We start from the raw sequence: 7,386 nt of genomic DNA, 5'->3' as shown, positions 1-7,386 counted from the left end.
GAACCGTAACCGATGATGGTCACGTTCTTGTTCTTGATCAGGGACAGGTCTGCGTCTTTGTCGTAAAAAACTTTCATAATCTTCCTAAATTTTCCTCAGTATCGGAGCGGAGCTCTTCTGTTTTGTCATGGATGTACGGCACAAGTCCGCGCTCTGCCCCCGGCGTTCTGCGTGCCGATGCAAAGCGACAGTGACTATAGGTGCAGCGCGAATTTCAATCAAACGGCAAATCAAGCCGCCGCGTATGCCGGCATCGCCTGATCGCGCACATGCGGGATATCCAGTTGGCGCAATTTGCGATACAGCGAGGCGCGGCACATTCCCAGTTGGCGCGAAGCGGCGGAAATATTCCAGCGACTGCCGACCAGCGCATCGATAACGCGCGTGCGCTCGTCCCCGAGCGGGCCGCCTGGTTGGCGAGGAAGGATGTCGGCAACACCGGCTTGTGGCACGATGCTGCGAATGTTGGACACTGAGTTAGAGGCTGAAACAGTATTCAGCCCCACAAAATGATGAGAGGCGGGAACCGACGTTGCAAACGACTCCATCAGCTCTTCCGGCAAATCGGCGACTTCAATCCGGTCGCCGTTCATGACGGCGCAGCAGTAGCGCACCACGGCATGCATCTGGCGCAAGTTGCCCGGCCACGGATACGCCAGCATTTGCTGCAAGGCTTGCGGTGCGATGATGCGCTCATCGATGTCTTGCCCCGGCATCTCGTCGGCGATCATCTGCATGATCAGCTCACGCTTGTCGGCGCGTGTACGCAGCGACGGCAGACGCAATACGCCGCCGGCGATGCGGTAATACAAATCTTCGCGGAAGCGGCCCTGCGCCACCAGCGTCTTCAGGTCCTGATGCGTGGCGCAGATCAGATGGACGTCGACCGGCACCGGATGCGCCGCGCCCAGCGGAATGACTTCACGCTCCGACAGCACGCGCAGCAAGCGCGTCTGCAGCGAGAACGGCATGTCCCCGATTTCATCGAGGAACAGCGTGCCGCCATCGGCCTGCTGCACCTTGCCCTTCATGCCGCCCGGCAGCGCGCCGGAGAATGCGCCCTTGCAGTAGCCGAAGAGTTCACTCTCGGCCAGGCTTTCCGGAATCGACGCACAGTTCACCGCCACCCAATTGGCGGCGCGGCGCTCGCTGTAAGCATGCAGCGCGCGCGACAGGTACTCTTTGCCGGTGCCGGTTTCGCCGAGGATCAGAATCGGAATGTTCTTGTCGATCAGGCGCTTGCCGCGCGCGATCAGGTCTTGCATCTGCGGATCGCCGCCACAGAGTTCATCGAGTGAGCGATAGCGTGCGCTATTGACATATCTGCGCGCCGTAGCGAGGTCTACCGTGGATGTCGGCATGATTTGTCTCCTGTCTATGAACTGCTTTTTCTTATGTGGCGTCTGTCCGGCTTATGGCCGCTTGCGCCTTTGAAATTCTCTTCCCAGCCAGCTGAAACAGTGAAGGATTTCTGTGAGCCAGTCGCAAGTAAGCTGACTCTGCGGCAAAGAATAGCCAGCTTATCTGATAACTTCCAATACAATATAGACACACAATTAATACCTTAAAGGTATCAAATGATTGAATTGCGCCACCTCACCTATTTCCGCACCGTAGCAGAAACCCTCCATTTCGGACGCGCTGCCGAGCTGTTGCATATCTCGCAACCGCCGCTCACACGGCAGATTGCGGCGCTGGAGAAAGAGTTGGGCGTGCAGTTGTTCGACCGCAGCAAACGCAGCGTGCAACTGACCGAAGCGGGCAAACATTTCTACCGGGACACTGCTGAAATTTTTCATGCACTGGAGCGCGCCAGGCGCAATGCCGTCAGCACAGGGGCCGGTAAGAGCGGCGCGCTGCTGGTCGGTTTCATGATGTCGACGGCCTATAACATCCTGCCGTCGGTGACGCGCCATTATTCAGCCAATTATCCGGAGGTCGACATGCGGCTGACGGAGCATGTGCCCAATCTGCTGGCGGTAGATATCAAGGAGGGAAAGCGCGACGTCGGCATCATGTATCGCCCCGAGGATTGCAGCGGGCTGGACAGCCGCACCATCTTTTCCGAGCCGCTGGTGGCGGTGCTGCCGAAAAACCACCGGCTGGCCTCACGTGAAAAGATTTCAGCCAGAGATCTGGCCGACGATCCGTTCGTCAGCATCCCGCGCGCGATTGCGCCGGTGGTCTACGACCTGATCGTCAATTGCTGCCAGGCTGCCGGCTTCCGCCCGCGCATCAAGCTGGAAGCCAACCTGCAGCAGACCATCGTCAACCTGGTCGGCGAAGGTCTGGGCGTGGCAATGGTGCCGAATTCGATGCAAGCCATGCATCTGGAAACCACGGTCTTCAAGCCGCTGACCGATGCCCCTGTCGTGGAAGTTGCGGTGATCTGGAACAAGGACAACCGCAATCCCTGTATCCAGACCTTTGTGGAAACGGCGGAGGAAGTCTGGTCCGCCTTGCGCCGCGGCCAGACTGCCTGACGCAGCAGGGTCATCTCTGCAGTGATTGCATCAGACGCATTTGAGGCTCAGCCCGCCGTCGACGATCAGATCCACGCCGGTCACATAACGCGCAGCATCCGATGCCAGGAACAAGGCCGCATGCGCCACGTCCCATGCGTCGCCCATGTGTCCCATCGGACATTGCGCGTGACGCTTGCGGCGCATCTCTTCGATGTCACCGCCGTAGGATGCCTTCAGCGGTTCTCGAATCATCGGCGTGTCCATCAGTCCCGGCAGCACGCAGTTGGCGCGAATGCCGAGCGGTGCGTATTGCATCGCGATGTTCTTGGTCAGCGCCAGCATCGCCGCCTTGGACGCCGAATAGGCGACGTAAGGAAAGCCGACCCAGCGAATCGCCGCCAGTGACGAGATGTTGACGATGGCGCCCTTCTTTTGTTTTTCCATCACCGGCAGGACGTGCTTGCAGGTCATGAAGACGCTGGTCTGATTGATGGCGATGACGCGGTTCCAGCTCTCTTCGCTGGCCTCGACCGGGCCGCCGGTTTCGGCGATGCCGACGTTGTTGTGCAAGACGTCAATGCGGCCGAAATGATCGAGCGCGGCTTGCACCATGGCTTCGATGTCCGGCGTCTTCGACACGTCGGCGGCGATTACTTCACATGTGCCGCCTTCGCTGCGGATCAGGTCGCAGGTTTCCTGCGCAGCCTGCAGGTTGCGGTCGACCGCCAGCACGCGCGCACCTTCGCGCGCGTACAGCACCGCCGCCGCCTTGCCGTTGCCCCAGCCTTCGCCGACCGAACCTGCGCCGCTGACGATGACGACCTTGTCTTCCATTGCGCGTGCCATGGGTGTGCTCCGTTCAGATGTCGAGGATGCCGGCTGCCACGAAGCCGCCGTCCACCGGCACCACGTGACCGGTGATATAGGACGAATCGTCGGCCGCCAGGAAAGACACCGCCGCAGCGATTTCATCGGTGCTGCCGTAGCGATGCATGGGCACGCCGTCGGTGAAGCTCTTGCGCGTTTCCGGCGAGTGCACTGCTTGCGTCAGCGGCGTATCAACCGGACCGGGCGCGACACTGTTGACCGTGACGCCATGTCCGGCGAGTTCGATGGCCATCTGTTTGGTCAGGCCGATGACGGCGGCTTTCGATGTGCCGTAAGCCGTGCGTCCGGTGCCGGCGCGGATACCTGAAACAGAGGAAATATTGACGATGCGGCCCCATTTTCTGCGCACCATCATGCGCGCGGCGTGCTGGCCGCACAGCATCACGCCGGTGACGTTGATGTTCATCGTCAGCAGCCAGTTATCGAGCGGGTAGTCGAGGAAGGGAAACGTTTTGGCGACACCGGCATTATTGACCAGCACATCGCAGCGGCCGTAGTCCTTGTCGACGTTGGCGAAAGCAGCGGCAATCGATTCCGCCTTGCTGACATCCATCGCCAGCGCCGCAGCTTTGCCGCCATCGGCGTTGATCTTGTCGGCGGTCGCTTTGGCCGCTTCCAGATTGATGTCCGAGACCAGCACGGTGTAGCCGTCACGCGCCAGACGCTGGGAAATTGCGGCGCCGATACCCATGGCTCCGCCCGTCACGAGCGCCACGCGGGCGCCGCTATCATTTTGGTTCATGTTGTCTCCGTGAGGATGGCGGCTTGCGGAGGAAAGGTGCAAGCCGCCGTTTTTAGATATTTTTTTTGTTAATCAGTGTTCCAGGAAGCCGATGGAAATCCAAGGCACCGCAGCCACCACCAGCAAGGCCACCACCAGCGCCGCCAGATAACTCCAGACCCGGTTGAAGACCTTGTCCGGCGACACCTTGCCGATCGCGCAGGCGGCATAGAAGCCGACGCCGAACGGCGGTGCGAACAAGCCGATGCCCATCGCCAGAATCACCACCATGGCGTAGTGCACGTCATGGATACCGAGTGAACGCGCAACCGGGAACAGCAGCGGCCCGAACAGCACGATGGCCGGAATGCCTTCCAGGATGCTGCCCAGCACGATGAAGATGACGATGGTGATCAGCAGGAAACCCATGCCGCCGCCGGGCACACCCTGCATCAGCGCCACCAGCTTGGCCGAGAAGCCCGACTGCGTCAGCGCCCACGCCATCGAGGTCGCCATGCCGATGATCAGCAGGATCGCGCCCGACAAAGTCGCCGCTTCCACCAGCATCGGGTAGATGCGCCTGAAGTCGAGATGCTTCATGAAAGCGTGCATGATCAGGCCGACAATGACGGTGTAGGCCACGCCAATCGTCGCCACTTCGGTTGCGGTCGCCACACCTTCAATCACCGCCACGCGGATCAGCATCGGCAAGGCCAGTGCAGGAATCGCGGCGATGAAGGTTTTACCGATGACGCCGATGGTGGCGCGTTTGACATCCGGCATCGGTTCGCGGCGGGCGCGGAACCAGCAGATGATGCCGATGGCAATGGTCGCAATCACCGCCGGCATCAGGCCGCCGATGAACAAGGCCGTGATGGACACGCTGCACACGGCGCCGATGGTGATGAGCACCAGACTCGGTGGAATGGTTTCGGTCATGGCGCCGGAGGACGACAGCAAGGCCACCAGTTCTTCCGGCTTGGAGCCGCGCTTCTTCATTTCCGGGAACAGCGCCGGGGCAATCGCCGCCATGTCGGCCGCCTTCGAGCCGGAGATGCCGGACACCAGGAACATCGCACCCAGCAGCACGTACTGCAGGCCGCCGCGGACATGGCCCAGCAAGGCCGCCATGAAATCAATCAAGGTGCGCGCCAGACCGCTGATTTCCAGCAAGGAACCGAGCAGCACGAACAGCGGCACCGACAGCAGGATCAGACTGGACATGCCCTCGTCCATGCGGCTGACCACAATCATCATCGGCGCGCCGGTGGCGATCGTCAGATAGGCCATGGTGGCAGTCCCGAAGGCAAACGCAATCGGAATCCCGCCCGCCACGCAAACACCGATCAGCAGCACGAAGAACACGATCAGGTTGTAGTTGCCCATCGCCAGCAGAGCCGGCTTGCTGATCCATAAGACTGCACCGATCACCGCCACCACCGCTATCGCAGAAGCCACCTGTTTGATGCTGGACCGGCTGGCCATGCGCGCAATCGCCGCCAGGAACATCAGGATCGCGCCGACCGGCAAGGCTGCCGCACGCAAGCCGTCAGGAATTTCCAATGCAGGCGTGGTGATCGCCATCTGCTCCGACGCATGATCGACAGCCGGATGGATGATCATCAGCACGAAGATGCAGACGATCAATGCCGCCACGGTCTCCAGCCAGATACGCCATTTATCCGAGAGCCGGTTGACGATGGCGGTCAGGCGCATGTGTTCGCCACGGTCCAGCGCCAGCACCGCACCCAGCATCGACAGCCAGATGAACAGCGTCGAGGCCAGCTCATCGGACCAGATCAGCGGATCGTGCAGCGCGTAGCGGTAGATCACGCCGGCCAGCAGCACCGCGGTTTCCACCACCACCAGTGCTGCGGCAACGGCGGCGACAACGTGCATTACGCCGCGGTTGACGCCCGCCAGCAGACGCGCCAGCGGGTTGGTCGGCGCCGATGCAGAAGGCATTCTCACTTCGGTCATCGCCGCTTCCATTTACGCCAACTTTCCGGTGTATTTCTCCAACAGCGCCCAAGGTTCGTCGCCGAACTTCTTGTGCCACTCGGCGTAGAAACCGGCGCTGCGCAGCTTGGCGCGGAAGGCTTCATTGTCGGTGTCGTTGAAGGCCAGGCCCTTGCCCTTCATTTCAGTCGCCAGCGAATCGTTCAGCGCCTTGACGTCGGCGCGTTGCTTCATGCCGGCTTCATTGACGTTGCGGGTAACGATTTCCTGCAAGTCCTTCGGCAAGCGCTCGAAGGACTTCTTGTTGGCGAGGAACCAGAAGCCGTCCCACATGTGATTGGTCATCGAGCAGTATTTCTGCACTTCGTACAGCTTGGCGGTCGAGATGATCGCCATCGGATTCTCCTGGCCTTCGACGATCTTGGTCTGCAGCGCAGAATATACTTCGGCGAAGTTGATGCTGGCCGGAGCCGAATCGAAAGCACGGAACATCGAAGTCCACAGCGGGCTTGGCGGCACGCGCAGCTTCATGCCCTTGAGGTCTTCCGGCTTGTTGATCGGACGCGTGCTGTTGGTGATCTGGCGATAGCCGTTGTCCCAGATTTTTTCAAATGCGAAGACGGTCGACTTGGCGTCGATCTGCTTGCGCACGTGTGCGCCGAGCTCGCCGTCCAGGGCGGCCCAGACCTGGTTGTAATCCTTGAAGGCGAAACCGACGCCGCTGATCTGGGCGGCCGGCACCAGCGTGCCGAGGATCAGTGGCGACAGTGTGAAGAAGTCGACCGCGCCTGAGCGTACCTGGCCCAGCGTGTCGGTATCGTTGCCGAGCTGGTTGTTCGGATACACTTGGAAGTCGATGCGGCCCTTGGATTCGGTCGCGATCTTGGCGGCCATCTCTTTGGCGCGCACGTTCATCGGGTGAGTTGCCGGCAGGTTGTTGGCGTACTTCAGCGTGAACTCAGCGGCGGCGAATGCCCGGGTCGACATCATGCCGGTGGCAGCAGCCGCCGAGGCAACGGAAACAGTCTTCAAAAAACGACGGCGAGTGATGCTAGCAGTTGGGTTACCCATCTGTTTGTCTCCTGATTTTAGTTTTGGTTAATTTATGTTGCCGATACTAGTAACGACTAATTCAGCACTGCTTATGCGTCCTAGAGCAATTTGGATGCCAAGTCGTCGACGTGTGCCCACAGACTTGCGCGCCCCTCCCTGAAGTCGGCATTGCAAGTACATTCTCTGCGATAAACGCCTGCTTCGACAAGGGATGTAAGCGGTATATCGGGTGTTTATTTTCCTGCGACACCTGTCGCATGCCTTATACAGTTGCCATACAGTTGTCATCGTTTCAGGCGC

Annotated in this window: 7 protein-coding genes; 2 read left to right on the top strand and 5 right to left on the bottom strand. The window is 60.1% G+C overall.

What is annotated here, in order from left to right; genetic code table 11:
• Positions 1-194, top strand: a 194-nt coding sequence (locus tag AC1RN6_RS23645; RefSeq protein ID WP_493007914.1) for a hypothetical protein, incomplete at its 5' end; no start/stop codon positions are given.
• A 36-nt stretch (positions 195-230) separates the two neighbouring features.
• Here the strand turns inward: AC1RN6_RS23645 and AC1RN6_RS23640 are convergent.
• Positions 231-1,361, bottom strand: a complete 1,131-nt coding sequence (locus tag AC1RN6_RS23640) for a sigma-54-dependent Fis family transcriptional regulator (RefSeq protein ID WP_493007912.1) — start codon at positions 1,359-1,361, stop codon at positions 231-233.
• Positions 1,362-1,577: 216 nt separating this feature from the next.
• On the opposite strand from AC1RN6_RS23640, the gene AC1RN6_RS23635 reads away from it, so the two are divergent.
• The gene (locus AC1RN6_RS23635; protein ID WP_493007911.1) at positions 1,578-2,483 is read left to right on the top strand and encodes a LysR family transcriptional regulator; all 906 of its coding nucleotides are present in this window, start codon (positions 1,578-1,580) and stop codon (positions 2,481-2,483) included.
• A gap of 30 nt (positions 2,484-2,513) precedes the next feature.
• Here the strand turns inward: AC1RN6_RS23635 and AC1RN6_RS23630 are convergent, their stop codons facing one another.
• From AC1RN6_RS23630 to AC1RN6_RS23615, 4 genes are all read right to left on the bottom strand, one after another.
• Entirely contained in the window at positions 2,514-3,311 is a 798-nt protein-coding gene (locus tag AC1RN6_RS23630; protein WP_493007910.1) for an SDR family NAD(P)-dependent oxidoreductase, read from the bottom strand.
• Positions 3,312-3,324: 13 nt separating this feature from the next.
• Positions 3,325-4,095: an SDR family NAD(P)-dependent oxidoreductase gene (locus tag AC1RN6_RS23625; protein ID WP_493007909.1), complete on the bottom strand. Its 771-nt coding sequence runs from the start codon at positions 4,093-4,095 to the stop codon at positions 3,325-3,327.
• Positions 4,096-4,167: 72 nt separating this feature from the next.
• Entirely contained in the window at positions 4,168-6,054 is a 1,887-nt protein-coding gene (locus AC1RN6_RS23620) for a TRAP transporter large permease (protein ID WP_493007908.1), read from the bottom strand.
• Positions 6,055-6,066: 12 nt separating this feature from the next.
• Positions 6,067-7,104 (bottom strand): TRAP transporter substrate-binding protein, encoded by a 1,038-nt coding sequence (locus tag AC1RN6_RS23615; protein WP_493007907.1) that lies wholly within the window; start codon positions 7,102-7,104, stop codon positions 6,067-6,069.
• Between the last annotated feature and the right edge of the window lie 282 nt (positions 7,105-7,386).

The organism is Herbaspirillum sp. GW822-FHT03A08 (genome assembly GCF_058801885.1).
Note: the sequence above shows the minus strand (reverse complement) of the source record. Positions and strands in the feature narration are given on the sequence as shown.